The 21,615-nt window shown below is 63.6% G+C and carries 19 protein-coding genes; 16 read left to right on the plus strand and 3 right to left on the minus strand.

The genetic code is table 11. The features are described 5' to 3' along the window. Positions 1–2 precede the first annotated feature (2 nt). Positions 3–1,262: a sarcosine oxidase subunit beta gene (locus tag FJ430_RS16775; protein WP_140646632.1), complete on the minus strand. Its 1,260-nt coding sequence runs from the start codon at positions 1,260–1,262 to the stop codon at positions 3–5. 192 nt (positions 1,263–1,454) lie between these two features. Between FJ430_RS16775 and FJ430_RS16780 the strand changes: the two genes are divergently transcribed. The 16 genes from FJ430_RS16780 (at position 1,455) to FJ430_RS16855 (ending at position 20,795) form a co-directional block, all read left to right on the plus strand. After that, complete coding sequence (locus tag FJ430_RS16780; protein WP_140705620.1) at positions 1,455–3,947, plus strand: mechanosensitive ion channel family protein; 2,493 nt, start codon at positions 1,455–1,457, stop codon at positions 3,945–3,947. Between the two features lie 190 nt (positions 3,948–4,137). Then, complete coding sequence (locus FJ430_RS16785) at positions 4,138–4,401, plus strand: hypothetical protein (protein WP_027167119.1); 264 nt, start codon at positions 4,138–4,140, stop codon at positions 4,399–4,401. 249 nt (positions 4,402–4,650) lie between these two features. Beyond that, complete coding sequence (locus FJ430_RS16790) at positions 4,651–6,084, plus strand: UbiA family prenyltransferase (RefSeq protein WP_140705618.1); 1,434 nt, start codon at positions 4,651–4,653, stop codon at positions 6,082–6,084. Continuing rightward, entirely contained in the window at positions 6,084–7,436 is a 1,353-nt protein-coding gene (locus FJ430_RS16795) for an FAD-binding oxidoreductase (RefSeq protein ID WP_140705616.1), read from the plus strand. Before FJ430_RS16790 ends, FJ430_RS16795 begins: the two co-directional genes overlap by 1 nt. 123 nt (positions 7,437–7,559) lie before the next feature. Continuing rightward, entirely contained in the window at positions 7,560–7,994 is a 435-nt protein-coding gene (locus FJ430_RS16800) for an EamA family transporter (RefSeq protein ID WP_140705610.1), read from the plus strand. Further along, positions 7,991–8,998, plus strand: a complete 1,008-nt coding sequence (locus tag FJ430_RS16805; RefSeq protein ID WP_140705605.1) for an NAD-dependent epimerase/dehydratase family protein — start codon at positions 7,991–7,993, stop codon at positions 8,996–8,998. Before FJ430_RS16800 ends, FJ430_RS16805 begins: the two co-directional genes overlap by 4 nt. 23 nt (positions 8,999–9,021) lie before the next feature. Then, entirely contained in the window at positions 9,022–10,497 is a 1,476-nt protein-coding gene (locus FJ430_RS16810; RefSeq protein ID WP_140705603.1) for an aspartate aminotransferase family protein, read from the plus strand. Between the two features lie 12 nt (positions 10,498–10,509). After that, entirely contained in the window at positions 10,510–11,742 is a 1,233-nt protein-coding gene (locus tag FJ430_RS16815; protein ID WP_140705601.1) for a hypothetical protein, read from the plus strand. Then, positions 11,739–12,491, plus strand: a complete 753-nt coding sequence (locus FJ430_RS16820) for an FkbM family methyltransferase (RefSeq protein ID WP_140705599.1) — start codon at positions 11,739–11,741, stop codon at positions 12,489–12,491. Before FJ430_RS16815 ends, FJ430_RS16820 begins: the two co-directional genes overlap by 4 nt. A gap of 157 nt (positions 12,492–12,648) precedes the next feature. Then, entirely contained in the window at positions 12,649–15,210 is a 2,562-nt protein-coding gene (locus FJ430_RS16825; RefSeq protein WP_140705597.1) for a GcvT family protein, read from the plus strand. Positions 15,211–15,317: 107 nt separating this feature from the next. Continuing rightward, on the plus strand, positions 15,318–16,082 hold the full coding sequence (locus tag FJ430_RS16830; RefSeq protein ID WP_140705595.1) for a site-2 protease family protein: 765 nt from the start codon (positions 15,318–15,320) through the stop codon (positions 16,080–16,082). 59 nt (positions 16,083–16,141) lie between these two features. Then, entirely contained in the window at positions 16,142–17,083 is a 942-nt protein-coding gene (locus tag FJ430_RS16835; protein ID WP_140705593.1) for a phosphoribosylaminoimidazolesuccinocarboxamide synthase, read from the plus strand. 79 nt (positions 17,084–17,162) lie between these two features. Further along, entirely contained in the window at positions 17,163–18,005 is an 843-nt protein-coding gene (locus FJ430_RS16840) for a DUF1194 domain-containing protein (protein ID WP_140705591.1), read from the plus strand. Positions 18,006–18,218: 213 nt separating this feature from the next. After that, the gene (locus FJ430_RS16845) at positions 18,219–19,169 is read left to right on the plus strand and encodes an ABC transporter substrate-binding protein (protein ID WP_140705589.1); all 951 of its coding nucleotides are present in this window, start codon (positions 18,219–18,221) and stop codon (positions 19,167–19,169) included. Between the two features lie 64 nt (positions 19,170–19,233). Then, a complete protein-coding gene (locus FJ430_RS16850; protein WP_413467787.1) occupies positions 19,234–20,010 on the plus strand; it encodes an ABC transporter permease in 777 nt (258 codons plus the stop codon). Further along, complete coding sequence (locus FJ430_RS16855; protein WP_140705587.1) at positions 20,007–20,795, plus strand: ABC transporter ATP-binding protein; 789 nt, start codon at positions 20,007–20,009, stop codon at positions 20,793–20,795. Before FJ430_RS16850 ends, FJ430_RS16855 begins: the two co-directional genes overlap by 4 nt. Positions 20,796–20,797: 2 nt before the next feature. On the opposite strand, the gene FJ430_RS16860 is transcribed toward FJ430_RS16855, so the two are convergent. Together FJ430_RS16860 and FJ430_RS16865 are read right to left on the minus strand one after the other, a co-directional pair. Continuing rightward, positions 20,798–21,289, minus strand: a complete 492-nt coding sequence (locus FJ430_RS16860; RefSeq protein WP_140705585.1) for a GNAT family N-acetyltransferase — start codon at positions 21,287–21,289, stop codon at positions 20,798–20,800. Beyond that, positions 21,286–21,576, minus strand: a complete 291-nt coding sequence (locus tag FJ430_RS16865; protein WP_140705583.1) for a DUF1778 domain-containing protein — start codon at positions 21,574–21,576, stop codon at positions 21,286–21,288. The genes FJ430_RS16860 and FJ430_RS16865 overlap by 4 nt, the downstream gene beginning before the upstream one ends. Between the last annotated feature and the right edge of the window lie 39 nt (positions 21,577–21,615).

Genomic DNA, 21,615 nt, shown 5'->3' on the forward strand with positions numbered 1-21,615 from the left:
CCCTAATGCAGCCGCGGGTTCGCGCCCTGGCCTTTGTCGTCGATGATCAGGCCACGATAGAAGCGGTCGAGCGTGAAGGACGCGTTGAACTCGTGCGGCTCGTCCTTGGCAATCGTGTAGGCAAAGCACCAGCCCGACGCGGGCGTCGCCTTGAAGCCGCCGTAGCACCAGCCGCAATTGAGATACATGCCCGGCAGCGGACCGGTGGTGATGATCGGCGAGCCGTCCATCGTCATGTCGCACAGCCCGCCCCAGGAGCGCAGCATGCGCACGCGGGCCAGGCCGGGGAACAGCGCCAGCATTTCGCTCATCACCTCGTCGACAATCGGCAGGCTGCCGCGCTGGGCGTAGCTGTTGTAGCCATCGAGGTCGCCGCCATAAACGAGGCCGCCCTTGTCGGATTGCGAAATGTAGAAATGGCCCATGCCGAAGGTGAGAACGGTGTCGACGATGGGCTTCAGCGATTCCGAGACGAAGGCCTGGAGCACGTGGCTTTCGATCGGCATGTGCGAAATGCCGGCAAGCTGCATGACCTGGCCGGTGCTGCCGGCAACCGCAAGCGCGACCTTCTTGGCGCGGATTTCGCCGCGCGTCGTCGAAACGCCGGTGATGCGGCCGCCGTCGCGCAGGAAGCCGGTAACCTCGCAATTTTCGATGATGTCGACGCCGCGCCGGTCGGCGCCGCGCGCATAGCCCCACGCGACCGCGTCGTGCCGGGCGGTGCCGGCGCGCGGCTGCATCAGCCCGCCAAGAACCGGGAAGCGCGCCGAACCCGAGACGTCCAGCGCCGGCACAAGCCGCTTGATCCGGTCGACGCTCATCAGTTCAGCGTCGACGCCGAGATGCCGCATGGCGTTGCCGCGCCTGGCATAATCGTCGAGCTGGGCGGGCGTATGCGCGAGGTTGAGGCAGCCGCGCTGCGAGAACATGACGTTGTAGTTGAGGTCGTGCGAAAGGTTCTCCCACAGCTTCATCGAATGTTCGTAGAAGCGGGTGTTCTGCGGCAAGAGATAGTTGGAACGCACCGCCGTGGTGTTGCGGCCGACATTGCCGGAGCCGAGCCAGCCCTTTTCCAGCACCGCGACATTGGTGATGCCGTGTTCCTTGGCAAGATAATAGGCGGTCGAGAGGCCGTGGCCGCCGCCGCCGATGACGATCACGTCATAGGAAGCCTTGGGGTCCGGCTTGCGCCAGGCGGGCTTCCAATCCTTGTTGCCGGTCAGAGCGTTCTTGAGCAGCGAGAAGGCTGAATATTCCGCCATTCTTCCTATCGTCCTTATGATGCGAGCGGCAGACTATAGAGCAGGCGGGAAGCGCAAAGCCAAGATTGCGCCATCGCTTTTCGACAGGCCGACTCCCGCCGATGCGGTCGGGACGGCTTGCCGCCCGATATGTCGGTCTTTATCAAGGGCGGAAATTTCGAGGATTTTTCGACCGCGAGTCGCCAACAACTCATGTTTTTCCGCCTGCTGCGCCTGATCCTGGTCGTCGTCATCGTCGCTGTCTTCGGGCAGCCGGCGCTGGAGGCGTCGGCGCAGGCGATCGGCCATGGCTCGTCGCAGCTCATCGCCGACCAGACCAAGGCCATCCAGGACCTGACGGCCAAGACCGACGGCCTGGAGAAGAAATTAGGCGACCCCGATGAGGACGATGCGGGGCTGGTCGACATCCGGTTGCAGCTCGAGGATATTTCGCGGGCGGCGCTGAACAGCGCGCTGGCATTTCGGCAGCGCCTCACCGACATCAACAACCGCGTCGAGGTGCTCGGCTTGCCACCGGCGCAGGGGCAACCTGCCGAGCCGGCGATCGTCAACAACGAGCGCAGCGCGCTCTCCTCGGAAAAGGCTCAGATCAACGCGGTCGTCGCCAGCGCGCAAAACCTGTCGATCCGCGTCAACGGGCTGGTCGACAAGATCGCCGTCATGCGCAGCGAGCTTTTCCGCAGCGTCATCACCAAGCACTATGACCTGACCGAGGCGCTGAGCCCGCAGGCCTTTTCCGACGCGCACGACCAGTTCTCGGGCCTCTACAAGTCGGTGTCGTCGTGGCTGAGCTTCGCCGTCAGGTTCAAGTTCCAGGCGATCCTCGCGGCGACGCTGATGGCGCTGGCGCTGGCGGCGGTGCTGTTGATCGGCGGCAGGCGCCTGTTCGGCCGCATATTCGAGGCCGACCCGACCGTCGAGGATCCGTCCTATCTCAGCCGCCTGTCGGTGGCCTTCTGGTCGACGCTGCTGCCGACCCTGGCGCTCGGCGTCTTCTTCGCCTCGGCGGTGTTTTTCTTCAATTATTACAATGTGCTGCGGGGCGATATCGGCACGTTCCTCAATGCCTTGCTGACGGTGATTGGCATGGTGTTCTGCGTCAACCGGCTTACCAACGCGGCGCTCGAACCGCGCCTGCCCAACTGGCGGCTGATCCCGGTCGCGACCGGTCCGGCGCGCTGGCTCGTCGGGCTGACGACGGCCATGGCGCTGGTGCTCGGGTTCAATTACTTCCTGTCGGTCGTCAACGAGAAGATGGGTTCGCCGCTTTCGCTGACGATCGCCAGGGGCTTTGTCGCCACCATCATCGTCGGCGTCATCCTCATCCTGATGGGGTTGCTGCGGCCTTTCAGGGCCGCCGACGGCTCATGGCGCCCCTGGCCGGCCTGGCTTCGTTTCATCGCCATCGGGCTCGGCCTGTTCACCATCGCGGCGGCACTGCTCGGCTATATCGGCCTGGCACTTTTCGTCTCGTTCCAGGTCGTGGTGACCGGCACCGTTCTGGTGACGGCCTATATCGGCTTCCTGTCGGCACGTGCGATCGGGGAGGAGGGTGGTTTCGCCGACACTTCGGTCGGGCGATGGCTTTCGGAAAATTCCAGCTACGAGGATACCGCCCTCGATCAGCTCGGCCTGGTGGTCAGCATCGCCATCAACCTGATGATCGTGCTGGTGTTCCTGCCGCTGATCCTTTTGATGTGGGGCTTCCAGCCCGGCGATATCGAGGCCTGGGCCTACAAGCTCGCGACAGGGGTCTCGATCGGTTCGGTGACCATCTCCTTCCTCGGCATCCTCAGCGGTATCGTGGTCTTCGTCATCGGCTATTTCCTGACGCGCTGGTTCCAGGGCTGGCTGGATGGCTCGGTGATGGCGCGCGGCAAGGTCGATGCCGGCGTGCGCAATTCGATCCGGCTTGGCGTCGGCTATGCCGGCGTGGCGATTGCCGGCCTGGTCGGCATCTCGGCCGCGGGCATCGATCTTTCCAATCTCGCGCTGGTTGCCGGCGCGCTTTCGCTGGGTATCGGCTTCGGCCTGCAGAACGTCGTGTCGAATTTCGTTTCGGGCCTGATCCTGCTTGCAGAGCGGCCGTTCAAGGTCGGCGACTGGATCGTCGCGGGCGACGTCAGCGGCACGGTGCGCAAGATCAGCGTGCGCGCCACGGAGATCGAGACCTTTCAGCGCCAGGCGGTGATCCTGCCCAACTCGAACCTGATCAACAATGCGGTCGGCAACTGGACGCATCGCAACAAGCTCGGGCGCATCGACATCAAGGTCGGCGTCGCCTATGGCAGCGACGTCAAGCGCGTCCATGCCATCCTGATGGACATTGCGCGCGCCCATCCGATGGTGCTGAAGAATCCCGAGCCGTTCGTTCTCTTCGCCAATTTCGGGGCGGCCGCGCTCGAATTCGAAATCCGCGTTTTCGTCGCCGACATCATGAACGGCAGCGTCGTGCAGAACGACATCCGCTTCGCCATCTTCGATATCTTCGAGGAGGAGCGGATCGAGATACCCTCGACGCCGCGCGCCGTGGTCGAAACGAAGAAGCACGAGGCCTGGCCGATCGACGACGACAAGATCGAGGCCGAATTCGCCGAGCGCCAGAGGCTGGAGGCGGAAGCCGCGGCAGAGCGGGAGCGGCTGGCCAAGATGAAGCGCAAGGGCCGCAAGCCCGATCCTAGTTAAGGTGCACCAATATTCGGGTGGGGCCGGCCTGCAGACCACGCAAGCTGCGCTCATCCGGCGCCGAAACCGATTGTGGCATGAATGCGGCATTCAGTTGCGGTTCAGGTAACATCTCATATAAGCTTCGATGCAAAGGGCGAGAATGCCTTGCAAATTTGAACAGAGGCGGTGTGTGAACACCGGAAATGCAATGTGGAAGTCTGTCGTTGCCGCCATCGCTTTGCTGGCTCTGGGCGGTTCGGCTTTCGCCGCCAGCGCGATCAACAGGGACGCTCAGACGCGGACCCTGGTCGTGACCGAAGGCGGCGCCAAGAGCGAGCTGACGCTTGCCGCCGGCGAGACGGTGGAATTCTGCTCGAACGGCTGCTTCGTCACCCTGCCCAATGGCGACCTCGAAGCCCTGACCGGCTCGGAAACGGTCGAAATTTCGGGCGGTGCGGCCCGCATCAAGTAACCGTCGCCGCAAGATTGGCGCAGCAAGATTTGGCAAAGGCCGGACCGATGTCCGGCCTTTTATCGTTTTCGGTAGCCGTCGCTTAACGATGACGCCCGAAAACCGGTATGACCACGCGCTGCAACCGGGCGTTTTAACGTTCGCTGCGTCATCACCCGCTATATCCGACCCGAGGACGCCGGCACGCGGCGTGGGTTGAGTTGGCGCGTGGTCCCTTTCCGGGATCTTGCGGTCGATCGGGGCAGGACAATGGACGCGAGGTCGGACAGGAACGCAATCCCGCTTGCGGTCGATCTCGACGGCACGCTGATTGCGACGGACCTTCTGTGGGAAGGGCTGTTCATCCTGTTCAAGAAGAACCCGCTCTATCTCTTTCTTGTGCCGCTCTGGCTGACCGGCGGTCCCGCACGGCTGAAGCAGGAGATCGCCAGGCGCGTCGACATCGATCCGGCCTCGCTGCCCTACCGCCAGGACCTGCTCGACCGGTTGCGCGCCGAGCACCGGGAGGGCCGCGTGATCGTGCTGGCGACGGGAACGCCGCACAAGTTCGCGGAGGCGATCGCGGCGCATCTCGGCATCTTTGATCAGGTGCTGGCGACCGATGGCCCGCACAACATGACGTCGGGCAGGAAATGCGCGGCACTTGTCGCCGCCTATGGCGACGCGGGCTTCGACTATGCCGGCAACAGCCGTCATGACCTCAAAGTGTTCGACGCCGCGCGCAACGCGCTCGTGGTCGCGCCCGACCGCAGCGCCCGGCGCTGGCAGGCCGCGCATAGCGCCGAGGCCATGCCGGCGCCGAAGCCGACGCTGAGGACCTACGTCAAGATGCTGCGCATGCATCAGTGGCTGAAGAACTCGCTGATCGCCGTGCCGATGGTGCTGTCGCACGAATATTTCAACCCAAACATGATCTGGCAGTGCCTGCTGGCGTTCGTCTCCTTCAGCGCCGTGGCGTCCGCCATCTATATCCTCAACGATTTCTTCGACCTGGCGCTCGACCGCAAGCATCCGACAAAGCGCAACCGGCCCTTCGCCAGCGGTGCATTGTCCATTCCGTTCGGCCTTGGCGCGATCGTCGCGCTGCTCGCGATCGGCATCGCCGTCGGATTGTTCCTGCCGATCGAATTCCTTGGCGTGCTTGCCGGCTATATGGCGGTCACCACTGCCTACTCGCTGTCGTTCAAGCGCATGCTTCTGGTCGACGTGCTGACGCTTGCCGGCCTCTACACGATCCGCGTGCTGGCGGGCGCGGCGGCCACCGGCGTCGACGTCTCCTTCTGGCTGCTCGCCTTTTCGATCTTCTTCTTCCTGTCGCTGGCGCTGGTGAAGCGGTTTGTCGAATTGCGCACCACGGCCATTCCTCCGGGCGAGCGCATCGCCGGTCGTGGCTATCGCACCGAGGACCAGGAAATCGTCGCCCAGGCCGGCATGGCCTCTGCCTTTTCCTCGGCGCTGGTCCTGGCGCTCTATATGGACAGCCCGGCGGTGCGCGAGCTCTATCCGCATCCCTGGCTGATATGGCCGCTGGCGCCGATCGTGCTCTACCTCACGATGCGCGTCTGGATCCTCGCCCGGCGCGACGAGATGCATGACGATCCGGTCGTCTTCATCATCCGCGACTGGCGCAGCCAGATCGTCGTCGCCATCGGCGCGGTCTTCCTCGTCGCTGGAGGCTGGTGATGAGGAACGAGCGCTTCGGCAGCTTCGGACTGGCGACGGCGCCGGCGCGCAAGGCGATCCCGGCGGACGAGGCGATCGCCTTGCTGAAGCGCGGCGAGGCGAAAGCCGGATCGCTGCTCGGTTACGGCAATGGCCGCTCCTATGGCGACAGTTGCCAAAACGATGCCGGCATGGTGGTCGACATGCGGCCGCTCAACCGCATCCGTTCCTTCAACGCCGAGACCGGCGTGCTCGAAGCGGATGCCGGTACGCTGCTTTGCGACATCATCGCGCACGCCGCGCCCTACGGCTTCTTTCCGGCTGTGGTTCCAGGCACGCAGTTCGTCACGCTGGGCGGCGCGATCGCCAATGACGTCCACGGCAAGAACCACCATCGGCGCGGCAGCTTCGGCTGCCACGTCGAGGCCTTGACACTGCTTCGGTCCGACGGCCGAACCTATCGCTGTTCGCAAACCGACAATGTCCGTCTGTTCGCGGCAACGATCGGCGGCATGGGGCTGACCGGGCTTATCCTTTCGGCATCGATCAAGCTGATGCGGGTGCCCTCGCTCGACGTCACGGAAAAGGCGACGCGGTTTCGCGATCTCGGCGAATTCTTCGATCTTGCCGAGGCTGCCGACCAGGCCAACGAATATGCCGTCGCCTGGATCGATCAGCTTGCCGGGGGCAAAAGGCGCGGGCGCGGGCTCCTGTTCATCGGCAATCATGCCGAGCACGGCTCGCACGCCGCCGCGCGTGCCGGCAGCCGGCTTTCCGTGCCGATGCAGCCGCCCTTCAATGTCCTCAACCGGCCTTTCCTCACCGTCTTCAACGCGGCCTACCGCTGGAAAAAGGGCAGGTCCGCGGCTCCGCGCCAGGCGGGCTATCAGGGTTTCTTCTTTCCGCTCGACGGCATCCGCGATTGGAACCGGCTCTACGGGCCGCGCGGGCTTTTCCAGCACCAGAGCGTGGTGCCGGAGGCCAATGCGCGCCGCATCGTCCCGGCGCTGCTCGAGGCGGCCCGGCGGGCGGGCGAGGGATCGTTCCTGACCGTGCTCAAGCGCTTTGGCGATGTCCGCTCGCCGGCGCTGCTGTCGTTCGCGCGGCCGGGCTACACGCTGACGCTCGATTTCCCCAACCGGGGCGAAAGGACGTTGCGACTGCTTGCCGAACTCGACCGCGTCGCCGTCGAGGCGGGTGGGGCGGTGAACCCTTACAAGGACGCCCGGATGGGTCCAGAGACGTTCGCCGCGTCGTTTCCGCAATGGCAACGCCTGGAGGCACTTCGCGATCCGGCTTTCACATCAAGCTTCTGGGCGCGTACCGCCAAGAGATTGGAGATCGGACAAGGGAGAGCTGAAGCCGCAGAATAGATAAAAGTCGAATAAAACATGGTAAATAAATCGTTACGCCATGGTTTGTTCAAAGCACTATCGTGGCTTCACGAAATATTTGCAGGTTTGTAATAGGACCGCCCAAGGGGCGGGGTGGCAACAATGAAATACATAATCTTCATTCTCTTCACGGTCATGACCAATGCCGCGGCGCAGCTGATGCTGAAGCAGGGCATGATGTCGATAGGCCCTATCTCCTTCGAAGGCGCCAATCCGCTCGTCAAGCTCCTGCAGATCGTGTTCAGCCCCTGGGTGTTCCTGGGCCTCTGCACCTTCGTCATCTCGATGGCATCGCATCTTTATGTGCTGTCCAAGGTCGAGCTCAGCTTCGCCTATCCGTTCCTCAGCCTCGCCTACGTCGCCGTGGCGATCTTTGCCTATTTCGTCTTCCGCGAGGACCTCAACGGCTGGCGCATCGCCGGCATCGCCTGCATCTGCGTCGGCACGATCCTGATCGCGCAAAGTGGCCGAGGCCATGAGGACCAGACGGCTTCCATCGCGCCTGACAGAACCCAAGCAAGCGAGATCGTTCGATGAGACATGTGATTTTCGGCGGCGACGGCTTCGTCGGCCGTCACCTTGCCCCCAAGCTTGTCACGGACGGCGAGACCGTCGTCGTCGCCGACATCGTCAAGAGCGACCTGCCGCATTACCGCTCGGTGCGCTTCATCACATGCGACGTCACCGATCCGGCCTCGGTCGCGGCGGTCGGGCTCAAGGCCGACGACATGGTCTACAATCTGTCGGCCAAGATGCTGTCGCCGATCCAGGTGCGCGCCAAGCGGCATGATTTCTTCTTCCCGGTGAATTTCCACGGCACCGAGCACATCATGCAGGCGATGGACAAGGCCGGCGCCTCAAGGCTCGTCCACTACACGACCGACATGATCTACGGCCACACGGTGGTGCTGCCGATGACCGAGGACCATCCGGTCTCGCCGCTCGGCGAGTACGGGCTGTCGAAGCTGAAGACCGAGGAACTCGCCGCCGAATGGCGCAAGCGCGGCATGTCGATCTCGCTGTTCAGGCCGCGCCTGATCATCGGCCCTGGACGCCTCGGCATCCTGGAAAAGCTGTTCAAGCTGATCGACTGGAACCTGCCTGTGCCGATGATCGGCTCGGGCCGGAATCCCTATCAGTTCATCTCGGTGTTCGATTGCGCGGAAGCCGCCCGCGCCGCCTGGAAAGCCGGCGTGCCGAACGAGGCCTACAATCTCGGCTCGCTCAGTCCGCCGCCGGTAAAGAGGCTGCTTGGCGACCTGATCCGCCATGCCGGCTCGAGGTCGATCCTGTTGCCGACGCCGGGCTGGGCGGTCAAGCGCACGCTCGACCTGCTCGACCTATTGAACATGCCGATCATGGATCCGGAACAGTATCTGATCGCCGACGAGGAATGCGTGCTCGACGTGTCCAAGGCCGAGCGCCAGCTCGGCTGGGTGCCGCAATATCGCGACGAGGACATGCTGATCGCCGCCTACAGCGAATATCGCGCCAAGCAGGACGGCCACGCCGTCGCCACCAGACACGTTCCCGCCGAATAAGGCGACGAAGGGAGATTTTTCAGATGACCGTCATGGCCAAGCCGGAACATACCGGAACGCGCACGCTGGTCGATGCGCCGACGCTATCACCAGCGACCATCGCCAAGCCCGACCTGATCAGCGTCGAGCAGGCCAAGGCGCTGGATGTCGCCCGCATCACCGACCTGTTCAAGGCGCATCTCAATCCCGGACAGTTGCATTTCATGAAGCTGCTCGGCTTCCACAAGATCAAGATCGAGCGCGCCGAGGGCATGTTCTACATCGACCAGAACGGCCGCAAGATCCTCGACTTCTTCGGTGGCTTCGGCTCGCTCGCCTTCGGCCACAACCATCCGCGCATTCTGGAAGCGCGGAAAAAGTTCCAGGAGGAGAAGCGCCAGGAAATAGCCATCGCCTTCATGTCGCAATATGCGGGGGCGCTGGCGCACAACATCGCCAAGTGCTCGCCGGGCGAGCTCGACATGGTGTTCCTTGGCTCCTCCGGCTCGGAAGCGATGGAAGCGGCGGTGAAGCTCGCCGAGCGCTCCGCCGGCCCTAAGCGGCCGAAGGTGGTCTATGCCGAGAATTCCTTCCACGGCAAGACGAAGGGCGTGCTGGCGATCACCGACGGCCAGCTCTACCGCGCCGACTTCAAGGTGGCCGACAATGTCGTGCGCGTTCCCTTTGCCGACATCGACGCCGTCGAGCGCCTGTTCAAGAGCGATCCCGAGATCGGCGTCATCGTGCTCGAAACCATCCAGGGCGGCGGCGGCATCATCCAGGCGCCGGCGCAATATTGGCAGAAGCTGCGTGCGCTTTGCGACCAGCATGGCGTGCTGTGGGTCGCCGACGAGGTGCAGTGCGGCTATGGCCGCTCGGGCCGCTTCTATGCCTTCGAGCATTACGGCGTGGTGCCGGACGTGACGGCGCTGGCGAAATCGCTGGGCGCCGGCAAGGCCGCGGTCGGCGCCATGATCGCCAAGCGCGACGTCTACATGAAGGCCTATGGCACGCCGAAGACGGCGATGATCCATGCCATGGCGACGTTCGGCGGCATGGGCGAGGCCTGCGTCACCGCGATCGAAGGCATCAACGTGCTCTATGACGAGGGCCTGATCGACAACGCCGCCTCGACGGGCGAGTACCTTCTGCAGCGGTTGCGGGCGCTCAAGGAGAAATACCCCAAGATCATCAAGGACGTGCGCGGCAAGGGCTTCATGATCGGGCTCGAGTTCCACGATTTCTCGCAGACCCTGCCGATGGTGCTGCGCCCGGTCGTGAGCGTGCTCGACGACAAACTGAAGGGCTCGCTGTCGGGCTTCGTCGGCTCGCTTTTGTTGCGTGACTACGACGTGCTCGTCGCCTTCACCGAATACAACCGCAACGTCATCCGGCTCGAGCCGCCGCTGATCTGCCAGCCCGAGCATGTCGACCGCTTCGCCGATGCTTTCGACAGCCTGTTGTCGCGCGGCATCGTGGCGATCGTGAAGGATTTCGTGAAAAGCCAGGTCGGCAAATAGAGGCCGCTGAGGATGCTGACCAGGCCGTCCGCTCCGACCAATCCGCTGGAATGGCTGACCGGCGCCGGCCTGGCGTGGGGCGAGGGGGCTTACGCGAAATGGGCGGCATCGATCGGGGCGATCACCTTCTCGCTCTATATACTGCTGACCGCCGCGACCGCCTGGTTCATGCCCGATGCCAACTGGGACATGCTGCCTTATCTGGCGATCGCCGAGGAGGGCGCCTATCCCGATCCGCAGGCGCTGCATGACTATGCCTACAGCACGGTCAAGGCGGGCGTATCGGCCGGCGATTACAAGACGCTGACCGACGATGGCGGCGGCTTCCGCAGCCATATGACGGAGAACGCCGCAGACTTCCATTCGCTGCTCGGCATGTACCGCATCAAATTCCTCTATGCCGAGATCCTGTCCAGTCTCAGCCATGTCGTGTCGCCGGTCGAGGCGATGCGGCTGGTTCAGGTGTTCTCTGTGCTGCTGTTCGGCGCCGTCACGCTCGCCTGGCTGCGCGCGCAAGGCGCGCTGGCGCTGGCGCCCGTGGTCGGCGCGATCCTGATCATGGCCGATTTCGGCGACGCGGCACGCGCTTCGACGCCGGACCTGTTTTGCTCGGCACTGTTCCTCGGCGGGCTCTTCGCCTATGTGCGCAAGCGCGAGGCGGCGACGGCGGTCCTGCTTTTCCTGGCGTTCATGGCCAGGCCCGACAACATCGTCTTCCTCGCCATTTTCGCGGTGCTGCTCGTCGCTTTCCGCGAGAGGGCGTGGGGCGCGTTGGCCGGCTTTGCCGCGTCCTTCATCGCCTATTTCGCCATTTCGCACTGGGCCCAGCATCCCGGCTGGTGGCCGCATCTTTGGTTTTCCAGCATCGAGCAGCACTACAACATGGACGGGTTCGAGCCGCCGCTCTCGGTGGCCGCTTATCTGAAGGCCTTCGCGGCGTCGGTGGTGCGCGCCGTCAGCGTCAACAACTGGGTCGGCGTTTCGGTGCTGGCGCTGGCTGGCTGGTTCGGGCTCGAGCGTGCCGGCTTCCGGCTCGACCGCCGCGCCGGCATCCTGCTGGCGGCGCTGGTGCTTGGCGTGCTGGCGAAGTTCGCCGTCTTCCCGATCCACGACACCCGCATCTATTTCCCCAACCTTCTGCCGCCCTTCCTCCTGCTTGTCGCGCCGCTCATGGCGCTGTGGGCATCGGCAAGCCAAAGCGGCCGCCGCGCGGCGCTGCAGGTCATTTCCGGAGACAAGTCATGAGCTCGCTTTCCAATCTGGCGCGCATCTTCCTGTCGCTCGGCCTGCCCGCCGGACTTCTCGACCGCAGCCCCTCGCTCCACGGCACGAAATTTCTCGCCAAGGCGGCGTTGCAGGCCCGCTTCGGCGGCCGGCCGTTCCAGATGGTCAATGTCGGCGCCTGCGACGGCGGGCTGTTCGACGACGTGACGCCGTGGCTGCACCGCATTCGCGGCGCCCGCGCCATGCTGGTGGAACCGATCCCGTATAACCAGAAGCGGCTGCGCGCCAATTACCCGGATGCCGAACGCTTCGTCATCGAGCCGGTTGCGGTGACGAGGACAAAGGGCACGATCACCGTGCACACTTTCGATGCCGCTGCGCTCGAGGCCGGCACGCTGCCGATCGAGTTCATCGGCTGCTCGTCGGTCACCGAAACCAATCTGATGTCGGGCAAGAACGCCTGGGGCGAGGCGGATGCCAACTTCAACAAGTTCGCGCCGCATCTGAAGGATATCGAGGTGCCGTCGGAGACCTTGCAGACGCTGCTCGACCGCAACGGCATCACCCACATCGACGCCTTCCTGGTCGACTGCGAAGGCGCCGACTGGATGGTGTTCGAGCAGCTCGACCTCAAACGCTACCGCCCCGGCATGGTCAAGGTCGAGATCGGCGCGCTGCCGGCCGCCGAGATCGGCCAGGTCGTGGTCAAGCTAAAGACCGCCGGCTACCAAGTCGGCTTCCAGGCCGAGGACATCTGGGCCTTCGCCTGAACGAAAATTGCCGATGACGGCCCGCCGGCGCGCAGGGTCGCGCCGCACCTGCGGACGTGTCGCAAACAGGCGGTAGCTCAATCCGCGTCCTCTGCATATTGTGCGCCATTCGAAGGGCGCGCAAACGCGCCCGTCTATACCTTTGGAGTCGCGGGCAATGGCAGAGTTTCCGAAAAAGGCGAAGGTCGTCATCGTCGGCCTGGGCGGTATTGTCGGCGCATCGGTCGCACATCACCTGATCGAGCGCGGCTGGGACGACATCGTCGGCATCGACAAGTCGGGCATCCCCACCGATATCGGCTCGACTGCGCACGCCTCGGACTTCTGCTACACGACCAGCCACGATTTCCTCTCGTGCTGGACGACGCTCTATTCCATCGATTTCTACGAGAAGATGGGCCACTACGCGCGCGTCGGCGGCCTCGAAGTAGCGCGCGTCGGCGACGATGCCCGCATGGACGAGATCAAGCGCAAGATCGCCTCGGCCAAATCCTTCGGCACCCGCGCGCGGCTGATCGAGCCGGCCGAGATCAAGGAAAAATTCCCGCTGATCGAGGAGCATCTGGTGCAGGGCGGCCTGTGGGACCCGGATGCCGGCCTCGTCATCCCGCGTTCGCAGACGGTGGCCGGCAAGCTTGTCGACCAGGGCGTCGCTTCCGACAAGCTTCAGGCTTTCGCGAACACTTCGGCCAAGTCGCTGGTCGTCGAGAACGGCCGTATCAAGGGTGTCGTGACCGAGCGCGGCACGATCGAGGCCGATTATGTTGTGGTCTGCACCGGCATCTGGGGCCGGCTCACCGCGGCGCTGGTCGGCGAGGATTTGCCGGTGATGCCGATCGACCATCCGCTCACCTTCTTCGGCCCCTACAATGAGTTCGCCGGCACCGGCAAGGAGATCGGCTGGCCGCTGCTGCGCGACCAGGGCAACTCGGCCTATATGCGCGACACCGGCGATCCGAAGACCGCCGAGGGCGGTCAGATCGAGTGGGGCTATTACGAGGAAACCAATCCGCGTCTGTGCCACCCGCGCGACCTTCTCGAAAAGGACCAGGCGCGGCTGTCGCCGTCGCAGCGCGACCTCGACATGGAGCAGATCATGGCGCCGCTGGAGCGCGCCATGGAGCTGACGCCGATCCTCGGCGAACTGGGTTACAATGAAGGCCATTCCTTCAACGGGTTGCTGCAGGTGACCACCGATGGCGGCCCGTCGATGGGCGAAAGCCAGAAGGTGAGGGGCCTGTGGTACGCCGTCGCCATCTGGGTCAAGGACGGCCCGGGCATGGGCAAGCTGATCGCCGACTGGATGACCGACGGCAGGACCGAGGTCGACCATCATGCGATCGACTATTCGCGCTTCTATCCGCACCAGACGCAGGAACAGTTCATCTGGGATCGCTGCACCGAGACGGCGATGAAGGTCTACAATCCGGCGGTGCATCCGCGCGAACCCTTCTCCAAGGGCCGTAACATCCGCCGCTCGCCGTTCTGGGAGCGCGAGAAGGAGCTCGGCGGCTATTTCATGGAGCTGGGCGGCTGGGAGCGCGCGCATGGCTACGCCGCCAACGAGCATCTGCTGGAGAAGTATGGCAACCGCGTGCCGGTGCGCGAAAACGAATGGGACAATCGCCATTTCTGGCGTGTCTCCAACGCCGAGCATCTGGCGATGAGCGAGGATTGCGGCATCGTCAACCTGTCGCATTTTTCCATGTACGACGTCGAGGGGCCTGACCATGTCGCGTTGCTGGAATGGCTGTGCGCGGCCAAGATCGGCGGCGACAACAATATCGGCAAGGGCATCTACACGCACTTCCTCGACGAGGAAGGCATGGTGCGCGCGGACTTCACGGTCATCCGCATGGCGGACCGTTGCCGGGTGATCGACGGCGCCGATGCCGGTCCGCGCGACTTCCGCTACATGCAGCGCACCGCGCAGGACAAAGGGTTCGACGCCACCGTCACCGACGTGACGGAAAAATACGTCACCATCGGCATCTGGGGGCCGAACGCACGGGCGACCCTGCAGAAGGTGGTCGAGAATCCGAACGGCCTCTCGCTCGAGAATTTCCCGTTCGCGGCGATCAAGCCGATCAGGATCGGCGGCAAGGACGTCACCGCCTTCCGCATCTCCTATGTCGGCGAGCAGGGCTGGGAACTGCATATGCGCTACGAGGATGGTCTCGCCGTCTGGGACGCGCTGCGCTCGACCGGCGTCATGCCTTTCGGCGTCGAGACCTACGCCAACACGCGCCGTATGGAAAAGAGCCTCAGGCTTCAGAACGCCGACCTCTTGACCGAGTACAATCTGCTCGAGGCCGACCTTGCCCGCCCGAAGGTCAAGGAGAACGACTTCTGCGGCAAGGCCAAGCACCTGGAGTATCGCGCCCGCGAGCACCAGCCGGCGATGCTGTGCACGCTGGTGATGACCGAGAACAAGGACGCCAAGGGCGTTGCGCGCTATCCGGTCGGCACCATGCCGGTGCAGGATCCCGCGACCGGCGAGACGCTGGTCGATGAGCTCGGCCGCCGCTCCTTCACCACGTCGGTCGCCTACGGCCCGACGATCGGCAAGAACATCGCACTCGCTTACCTGCCCTGGGCTTTCGCCCAGGAGGGCCGCAAGCTGCAGGTCGAGTATTTTGGTGAGACCTATCCGGTCGAGGTCGCCGGCGTCGGCTACAAACCGCTCTACGACCCGGAGAACCTCAAGCCGCGCAGTTGAGATCGTGGACGTCGAAGCACGGATGCGAAAGCCCGGCTTCGACCGGGCTTTTCTCTTTTGTATGCCGGCATTCTCGCATAGCGTTGCGCCGGGCGGAGTAGGCAAGCTTGCAACGGTTCGGCTGGGACAGGAAGAACGACGCATTCGTCTTCACGATGAAGGGGGACATTCCCGTTCGTGTCAGCTGGACCTTTGCCATTCCCGCCGCCTTGCCGTTCCTGCATGAATGGTCGAGGCATCCCAGCAGCGCGCTGACTCATACGGTCATCTTTGCCGCGCTGCTGTTCCTGTCGGTGTTTCTGCATGAACTCGCCCATGTGCGGGCAGCGCGGCGACAAGGCATCGGTACCCAACGGATAGATCTATACCTCTTCGGCGGAATCGCCTGGTTCAAGCCCGGCGCGGCTTCGCCTTACGGCTGGGCGTGGATTTCCTTCGCTGGGCCGCTGGTGAACATCGTCCTGGCGGCGGGCTTTGCCGCTGCCTATTACCTTTTTGCCCGGCCCTTGTCGCCGGCCGAGCCAGACGGTCTTTTCAGTTGGCCGCCGCCGAGACCGGACACGCTTCTTGAGTGGACGCTTTGGCTTGGCGCCCTTGTGAACGCGGTTCTGGCCATTCTCAACCTCCTTCCGGCCTATCCGCTCGATGGCGGAGCGATCGCCAGGCATCTGCTCGCGCCGCGCTTCGGCGCGGAGACCGCCACGCGGATCGTCGGCTTCTGCGGCGTCGTGCTTTCGATCCTGCGTTTTGCGGTCATTGTGCCCGCGGCCACAGCCGGTATCCTGATCTGGATTCCGCCGTCTTTCAGGCCGAACTGGAGAGCGTTTCGCGCTGCCGGCAATAAGAAGCCCGCTCCGCAGCATCCGGCTTGATGTGCAAGGGGCCAGCGGCTTATGTGGCCGCATCAGAAGCCCGCGAAAGCAACACGCCCATGCGCATCCTGTCCGACGCCTTTATTCCCGAGCTGCCCAACCGCTACAATGGCAAGGTGCGCGAAAACTACGATCTGCCGGACGGGCGCCGCATCATCATCGCCACCGATCGTCTGAGCGCATTCGACACGATCCTGGCCTCGATCCCGTTCAAGGGAGAAGTGCTCACCCAGACGGCGCGCTACTGGTTCGAGGAAACCGCCGACATCTGTCCCAACCATGTGCTGGAATATCCCGACCCCAACGTCGTCGTCGGCACGCGGCTCGACATGCTGCCGGTCGAGATCGTGGTGCGCGGCTATCTGGCGGGAGCCACCAGCACCTCGATCCTGACCAAGTACAGAAAGGGCGAGCGGAGCTTCTACGGCCATAGTTTTCCGGACGGGCTGCGCGACAACGAAAAATTGCCGGAAGCGATCATCACGCCGACCAGCAAGGCCGCCCATGGCGGCCATGACGAGCCGTTATCGGAAGCCGAGATCATCGCAGAGCGGCTGCTCACGCAGGCGCAGTGGGACACCGTATCGCGCTATGCGCTTCAGCTGTTCGCTCGCGGCCAGCAGCGCGCGGCCGAACGCGGCCTGATCCTGGCCGACACCAAATATGAGTTCGGCACGGCGCCGGACGGCGCGATCGTGCTTGCGGACGAAATCCACACGCCCGACAGCAGCCGCTACTGGATCGCGGCGAGCTACGACGAGGCGTTCGAAGGCGGCGGGCGGCCGCAGAGTTTCGACAAGGATTTCATCCGGTCATGGGTGTCGGCGCGTTGCGACCCTTACAAGGATCCGATCCCCGGCATTCCGGACGAGATCGTCAACAAGACTTCGGCGGTCTATATCCAGGCCTACGAGGCGATCACCGGCGCGAAATTCGCGCCCGACCTTTCCGGCGATACGGTGCTGGAGCGTATCCGTTCGAACCTCGCGCGGTATTTTTAGGAAGGTTTCGCCGCCGGCAGAATCCGATGCCCCGGATTCCCGGCTTTTGCGCGCGGCGATTTTCGCCTAATCTTGCTTCATGTCTGCTTATGCCCGCGCAAGGCATATCTTTTCAGGCAGTGCCGCGCTGGCGCTGGCGCTCTGGCTGACGCCGCCAGCTTCTCCCGCAGAACCGGTCGATGTCGAACTGGTGCTGGCGGTCGATGTTTCGCTTTCGATGTCGCCGGTCGAGCTCGAGATCCAGCGCCACGGCTACGCGGCGGCGCTGACCCATGACAATGTGCTGAAGGCCATCGCCGACGGCGCCTATGGCAAGATCGCCGTCACCTATGTGGAATGGGCGGGTACCACCTGGCAGCGCGTGATCGTGCCGTGGACGGTGATCGCCAACCGCGCCGATGCCGAGAAGGTGGTGGCGCAACTCAATGCGCGGCCGCCGGACAGCGCCCGGCGGACCTCGATCTCCGGCGCGCTGAGCTTCGGCAGCGACCTGTTCGCCGAGAGTGGTTTTGAAGGCACGAAGCGCGTCATCGACGTCTCGGGCGACGGACCCAACAACCAGGGCGCGCCGGTCGACCTCACGCGCGACGCGGTGGTCAAGCAAGGCATCACCATCAACGGTTTGCCGCTGATGACGCGCGGCGGGTTCAGCGGCGCCTTCGATGTGGAAAATCTCGACCGCTATTACAGCGACTGCGTCATCGGCGGACCGGGCGCCTTCATGATCCCGGTCAATGACTGGACGCAGTTCCCCGAAGCGATCCGCCGCAAGCTGGTGCTTGAGCTTGCTGGTCCCGCCTCGCCGCGATGGGCGGCGGAAGAGGCCGCGCATCCGCCGGTCGTGCTCGCCGACGACGCGCCGGCAGCGGACTGCATGGCGGGCGAGAAGATGTGGCGCAATCGCGGCTGGGGCATGCCGTGACAGATCGAGAAGCGGCTCCAGGCGCGCCCGGCATTAGATCAGAATGACGAATCGTCATCCCGATCGTTGGAGCATGATCTCTTCCGAAAACCGAATCCACTTTTCGGGACCATGCTCCAGCTTGGACCAAGGTCGAGTGCGGCGTCTGCTTCATTGACAAGCCTTTTGGCGTCTGTGAGACAATTTGCGCTCACCACAAAAAGGGGAACCACAATGAACAGAACCTCCATCTTCGCGGCGGCGCTGACGGCGGTCGCCGTGCTCAGCGCGCCGGCGATGGCCGCTACGTCGCTCACCATCGGCATCAGCGGCTGGACCGGCTTCGCGCCGCTGACCTTGGCAAAGCAGGCCGGGCTTTTCGAAAAGCACGGGCTCGATGTCACGCTCAAGAAAGTGCCGCAGGCGAGCCGCCCGCTGGCCATCGCCAGCGGCGACCTGCAATGCGCGGCGACCACGGTCGAGACCTGGATGGTGTGGAACGCCAGCGGCGTCACCACCAAGCAGATCTTCCAGCTCGACAAATCCTATGGCGCCGACGGCATCGTCGTGCGCAACGACATCAAGACCGTCGCCGATCTCAAGGGCAAGAATGTCGCCTCGTCCGCGCCCGGAACCTCGCCCTACTTCCTGCTCGCCTGGGTGCTCAACAAGAACGGCATGTCGACCAAGGACGTGACGGTGGTTAATCTGGAGCCGGATGCGGCGGCGCAGGCCTTTCTCGCCGGCCAGAACGATGCCGCGGTCACTTACGAGCCCTTCATCTCCGCCGTGCGCGACAAGGCCGACCAGGGCCATATCCTGGCGACCACGCTCGACTACCCGATGGTGATGGATACGGTCGGCTGCACGCCGGACTTCCTCAAGGCCAATCCTGACGCAGCCAAGGCGCTCGCCGACAGCTATTTCGACGCGCTCGACATGATCAAGAAGGACCCGCAGAAATCCTATGAGATCATGGGCGCCGACGTGAAGCAGTCGGCCAAGGAGTTCGAGGATTCGGCCAAGTACCTGAAATGGGCCGACAAGGCGGAGAACAAGCAGTTCTTCACCAAGGATTTCCAGGATTTTTCCAAGACCGCAGCAGAGCTCCTGCTGCAGATGGGGTTGATCAAGGAAGCGCCAGATGTGACGACGCTTGCCGACACCAGCGCGGTCGCCAACTGATCGCGCATTTTTCGATCGACGGCGGCGACAAGCCGCCGTTCTTCCTCTTCAAGGACAGGGCCTGATGCTGCGTCCCTTGCACCCCGTTGCGCCGGGCACGCGAACCGTGCTCGGCATCGCCTTCTTCGTGCTGTTCGTGGCCTTCTGGGCATGGATCACGCTCGGCGGCCATGTGAACCGGATCTTCCTCGCCGATCCGCTGTCGATGCTGAAGGATGGCTGGCGGCTGCTCACCGAGGATCGTTTCTGGCTCGACATCCTGATCACCATCTGGCGCGTCTTCGGCGGCTTTGTGCTGGCCTCTATCGTCGCGGTGCCGATCGGCATCGCCATGGGCGCCTGGAAACCGGTCGAAGCCTTTCTCGAACCGTTTGTCTCCTTCGCCCGCTACCTGCCGGCGTCCGCCTTCATCCCGCTGCTCATCCTGTGGGCCGGCATCGGCGAACTGGAGAAGCTTCTGGTTATCTTCGTCGGCTCGGTGTTCCAGATCATTCTGATCGTGGCGGTCAAGGTCGGCAGCACGAGGCGGGACCTTGTCGAGGCCGCCTATACGCTGGGCGCGACCGACAACGGCATCGTCAAGCGCGTCATCGTGCCGGCCAACGCGCCAGAGATCGCCGAGACGCTGCGGCTGGTGCTCGGCTGGGCCTGGACCTATGTGATCGTCGCCGAGCTGATCGGCTCGTCTTCGGGCATCGGCTACATGATCATCAACAGCCAGTCGCGGCTGGCGACGGGGCAGATCATCTTCGGCATCATCGTCATCGGGCTGATCGGGCTTTTGTCCGACTTCGCCTTCAAGGCGCTCAACCGCTGGCTCTATCCATGGAGCCTGGCGTGAGCAAGCTTCTCATCGAAGGCGTTTCGCGGACCTTTGCCGGGGTCGGGGGCGGAGAGCCGGTGCGGGCGCTGCAGCCGGTCGACCTCGCGGTCGCGGCCAATGATTTCATCACCATCCTGGGGCCGTCCGGTTGTGGGAAATCTACCCTGCTCAGAATCGTCGCCGGGCTGGAGGCGCCGAGCACCGGCCGCGTGCTGCTCGACGGCAAGGCGGTCACAAGGCCGGGACCGGACCGCGGCATGGTGTTCCAGTCCTATACGCTGTTTCCCTGGCTGACGGTCGCCGAGAACATCGGCTTCGGCCTGCGCGAGCAAGGCAGGCCCGAGCGCGAACGCAACGAGATCGTCGCTTCCTATGTCGATCTCGTCGGGCTGAAGGGTTTCGAGAACCATTGGCCGAAACAGCTGTCGGGTGGCATGCAGCAGCGCACAGCGATCGCGCGGGCGCTGGCCAACGATCCCGAAATCCTGCTGCTTGACGAGCCGTTCGGCGCGCTAGACAACCAGACGCGCGGGCTGATGCAGGAATTGCTGCTCGGCATCTGGGAGCGGCGCAAGAAGACGGTGCTGTTCGTCACCCATGACATCGAGGAGGCGATTTTCATGGCGTCGCGGGTGATCGTGATGAGTGCCCGGCCCGGCCGCATCAAATCGGACGTGCCGGTCGACCTGCCGCATCCGCGCCATTACACGCTGAAGACCAGCCCGGAATTCTCGGCGCTCAAGGCGCAACTCACCGAAGACATCCGTGTCGAGGCGATGCGGACGGCGCAGACCGCCATGTAAGCTCAGAGATTCCTCAGGTCCTTTATAAGCACATAAAGGTGTAGCGGGTCAGTTGGCGACTGGATGAATCCGTAGCGTTCGTAAAAGCTACGAGCGTTATCGCCCTTTGCATGAACCGTGATAGCCCGGATGCCCGCGATATCGGCCGCTCGCAAGCTGCGTAAGACTGCATCGCGCAGCAGTCCCGCTCCAACGCCTCTGCCCTGCCAGTCCAGGCTGACCGCGAGACGCGCCAGCAGCATTATCGGCACGGGATGGCGAGCCAAGCCCTTTTTCAAACGATCGGGTGCGTCGTCATAGGCGACTTCGCCGACGACCAGCGTATAAAAGCCGATCACGTTCTCGCTTGAGAGGCCAATATATGTCTGCGACGCGTTGGCCTGCTGGTTTTGAAATGCATAGCGAGCAAGAAAGCGATTGAGTGGTTGTTCGCCGCAATCGAACTTCTCTACCGGATGGCCGCGAGCCAACTTCTCGATGCGAAACGGGTTCACGCCGGATCGCGGCCGGAAAAGATGCTTGGTTCGCTCAGGAGTTTCTTGAGGCGCGGAAGGTCCTGCGTCGGTGCATCAAGTGCCGAGAGAAACGCAGCCCATTTCTCCGCATCAAGATAGAAGGTGCGCCGGTCCGCCAACGTTTCCTCAGCCCGCCCAAGCGCACTTTCAAGGACGAAGTCACTTAGCGAACGACGCTCGGCCGCAGCTGCGGTTGCAAGAATACGCTTCGCTTCCGCGGTAAGGCGCAGGTCGAGTTTTTCGGATCGATTGGTTCGGGTGGCCATGGCTATCTCCAAGTACGGACGTACCATATCCGCCAGACA

Origin of the sequence: Mesorhizobium sp. B2-8-5, assembly GCF_006440675.2 — a bacterium.
Classification (GTDB): domain Bacteria; phylum Pseudomonadota; class Alphaproteobacteria; order Rhizobiales; family Rhizobiaceae; genus Mesorhizobium.

Bases quoted from the DNA above. Each gene is read 5' to 3' on its own strand.
- FJ430_RS16865 (WP_140705583.1), bottom strand. From the start codon at position 21,576: ATGGCCACCCGAACCAATCGATCCGAAAAACTCGACCTGCGCCTTACC.
- FJ430_RS16800 (WP_140705610.1), top strand. From the start codon at position 7,560: ATGAAATACATAATCTTCATTCTCTTCACGGTCATGACCAATGCCGCG.
- FJ430_RS16815 (WP_140705601.1), top strand. From the start codon at position 10,510: ATGCTGACCAGGCCGTCCGCTCCGACCAATCCGCTGGAATGGCTGACC.
- FJ430_RS16810 (WP_140705603.1), top strand. From the start codon at position 9,022: ATGACCGTCATGGCCAAGCCGGAACATACCGGAACGCGCACGCTGGTC.
- FJ430_RS16790 (WP_140705618.1), top strand. From the start codon at position 4,651: ATGGACGCGAGGTCGGACAGGAACGCAATCCCGCTTGCGGTCGATCTC.
- FJ430_RS16845 (WP_140705589.1), top strand. From the start codon at position 18,219: ATGAACAGAACCTCCATCTTCGCGGCGGCGCTGACGGCGGTCGCCGTG.
- FJ430_RS16795 (WP_140705616.1), top strand. From the start codon at position 6,084: ATGAGGAACGAGCGCTTCGGCAGCTTCGGACTGGCGACGGCGCCGGCG.
- FJ430_RS16820 (WP_140705599.1), top strand. From the start codon at position 11,739: ATGAGCTCGCTTTCCAATCTGGCGCGCATCTTCCTGTCGCTCGGCCTG.
- FJ430_RS16835 (WP_140705593.1), top strand. From the start codon at position 16,142: ATGCGCATCCTGTCCGACGCCTTTATTCCCGAGCTGCCCAACCGCTAC.
- FJ430_RS16840 (WP_140705591.1), top strand. From the start codon at position 17,163: ATGTCTGCTTATGCCCGCGCAAGGCATATCTTTTCAGGCAGTGCCGCG.
- FJ430_RS16805 (WP_140705605.1), top strand. From the start codon at position 7,991: ATGAGACATGTGATTTTCGGCGGCGACGGCTTCGTCGGCCGTCACCTT.
- FJ430_RS16785 (WP_027167119.1), top strand. From the start codon at position 4,138: ATGTGGAAGTCTGTCGTTGCCGCCATCGCTTTGCTGGCTCTGGGCGGT.
- FJ430_RS16780 (WP_140705620.1), top strand. From the start codon at position 1,455: ATGTTTTTCCGCCTGCTGCGCCTGATCCTGGTCGTCGTCATCGTCGCT.
- FJ430_RS16775 (WP_140646632.1), bottom strand. From the start codon at position 1,262: ATGGCGGAATATTCAGCCTTCTCGCTGCTCAAGAACGCTCTGACCGGC.
- FJ430_RS16825 (WP_140705597.1), top strand. From the start codon at position 12,649: ATGGCAGAGTTTCCGAAAAAGGCGAAGGTCGTCATCGTCGGCCTGGGC.
- FJ430_RS16850 (WP_413467787.1), top strand. From the start codon at position 19,234: ATGCTGCGTCCCTTGCACCCCGTTGCGCCGGGCACGCGAACCGTGCTC.